We start from the raw sequence: 1,986 nt of genomic DNA, 5'->3' as shown, positions 1-1,986 counted from the left end.
CGGCGACAACGCGCTGTTCCAGACGTTGCGCGAACCGCTTTATGTGTCCGAATCCACCCACGCGATGAAGCTGCTGGAGATCTTCCGCGAAGAACAGCAGTCGATGGCGCTGGTGGTGGACGAGTACGGCGAGATCCAGGGCCTGGTGACCATCAGCGATTTGATGGGCGCGGTGGTCGGCCGCCTGCAGGCGACGGAGAATGCCGACGAGGACGCGCTGGTGGTAACCCGTGAGGACGGCTCGCTGCTGGTGGACGGCTCGCTGCCCATCGAGGACCTGCGCGAGCTGATCGGCAGCAACGACCTGCCCGACGCCGAGGATGGCGATTACTACACCCTGGCCGGCATGTGCATCCACTTCTTCGGTCGCATCCCGCACGCGGGCGAGTACTTCGACTGGGCCGGCTGGCGCTTCGAGGTGGTCGATCTGGACGGTGCGCGCGTGGACAAGCTGCTGCTGCGCACCCTGTCCGACGAGCAGGCCGATGAGCTCACCGCCTGACGCCGGCCCCGGCGCTGCATCGCCGGAGTACCGCAACGAGGGCATCCGGACCCTGCTGGCGATGTTCGCCTTCGGTGACCCGGCCCAGCACATGAAGCTGGGGCAGATCCTGCAGGATCTGCAGCAGAGTGCCTTTGGTGTATTCCTGTTCGTCGCCATCCTGCCGGCCTTCATCCCCATCCCGGGGCTGGGCGGCGCGGTTAGCGGTCCGTTGGTGATCCTGATCGGCCTGCAGATGCTGTTCTGCATGCGCCGGCCCTGGCTGCCCGGCTTCATTGCCCGTCGCGGGCCGAAGCGCGGCACCATGCACCGGTTCCTGGATCGCATCGATGGTGCCCTGCGCCGTCTCGACCGCATGCTCAAGCCGCGCATGCCACAGCTGCTGACGCCTGCCCCCGCCCACGCCTTCAGCGGTCTGCTGCTGGTTCTGCTGGGCCTGCTGCTGTCGTTGCCGATTCCGTTCACCAACTATCTGTTCGGCTTCCAGTTGCTGCTGTTTGCGCTGGCCCTGCTTGAACGCGACGGCGCGCTGATGTTGTTCAACTGGGTGGCTGYGCTGGTGGCGATCGCTTTCTTCGGCTTCAGTTCCGGGCAGCTGGTGGGCTACACCGTCGACCTGTTCCAGCGCTGGTTCTGAGCGCACCGTGGTAGAGCCGGCCGCCGGCCGGCTGCCACGTTTCCCTGATTACCGGCCAGCGGCCGGCACTACCTCGGGCCCGGATCAACCCGCGTTACCACGGGCTGGGATCAACGCAGATCGATGAATCCGTTGTCGCCCAACCGTGCCGGCTCATCCTGCACCGCCGACAACACGAAACTCAACGCCGAGCCGAGCAGCGTGCCCGGTCCGTCCCAGTACTCGGCGGTCTCTGCACGCACGTGGATCAAGCGCAGGCTCGGGTCATCCGGGCCGCCGGGGAAGAACAGCTTCATCGCCGGCGACCACAGCTCTTCGACCTTCGCGCGGTCATCGATGATCCGTGCCACGCCGGCTACCGACACATACGTATTCTTCGATGGCGAGGCATAGGCCACGTTGACCCGCGGGTCGAGCGCGATCTCGGCCACCTTCGGGCTGTCGGCAGCAGTGGCGAACCACAGGTCGCCATCGAAGGCGACCTGCTGGGTGCCAAGCGGACGGCTGTAGAGGCGCCCATCGACACCACGGGTGGTGAACATCGCCACCTCCACGTCCTTGATCAGTTCAGCCAGCTGGGCAATGTGCTCGGTACGCGATTCGTCCATGGGGGACTCCGGAAGTGGGAGCCCCCATCAGACGCGTCCGCACCGCAAATTGCCGTGACGCAATTGTTCAGCCCGCGTGGCGGGCATGCCAGGCGTGCATTGCCAGCTCGAACGAGCGAAGGCGCGCGCGATGGTCGTACAGGTTGGCAGTGAGCATCAGTTCGTCGGGCTGATGGCGTTCGACGAACGCCGCAATGCCATCGGCGACCTGCTGCGGATCACCCAGCACGGTGCACGCC

3 protein-coding genes and 1 pseudogene are annotated in these 1,986 nt (G+C 65.8%); 2 read left to right on the top strand and 2 right to left on the bottom strand.

Annotation, left to right across the window (positions count from 1 at the left end):
• Window positions 1–502: transporter associated domain-containing protein (locus AB4Y84_RS20250; RefSeq protein ID WP_442250779.1), on the top strand; the 502-nt coding region annotated here is incomplete at its 5' end.
• Window positions 486–1,139, top strand: a complete 654-nt coding sequence (locus AB4Y84_RS20245) for an exopolysaccharide biosynthesis protein (RefSeq protein ID WP_442250778.1) — start codon at window positions 486–488, stop codon at window positions 1,137–1,139. The genes AB4Y84_RS20250 and AB4Y84_RS20245, both read left to right, overlap by 17 nt.
• 110 nt (window positions 1,140–1,249) lie before the next feature.
• Here the strand turns inward: AB4Y84_RS20245 and AB4Y84_RS20240 are convergent, their stop codons facing one another.
• Entirely contained in the window at window positions 1,250–1,747 is a 498-nt protein-coding gene (locus tag AB4Y84_RS20240; RefSeq protein ID WP_025878887.1) for a pyridoxamine 5'-phosphate oxidase family protein, read from the bottom strand.
• 67 nt (window positions 1,748–1,814) lie between these two features.
• Window positions 1,815–1,986 (bottom strand): annotated as a pseudogene (locus AB4Y84_RS20235) (LLM class flavin-dependent oxidoreductase); the annotation flags it as partial.

It is taken from the genome of Stenotrophomonas sp. 2YAF22 (assembly GCF_052114665.1).
Classification (GTDB): domain Bacteria; phylum Pseudomonadota; class Gammaproteobacteria; order Xanthomonadales; family Xanthomonadaceae; genus Stenotrophomonas; species Stenotrophomonas indicatrix.
This window is presented reverse-complemented; position numbering and strand designations above follow the sequence as displayed.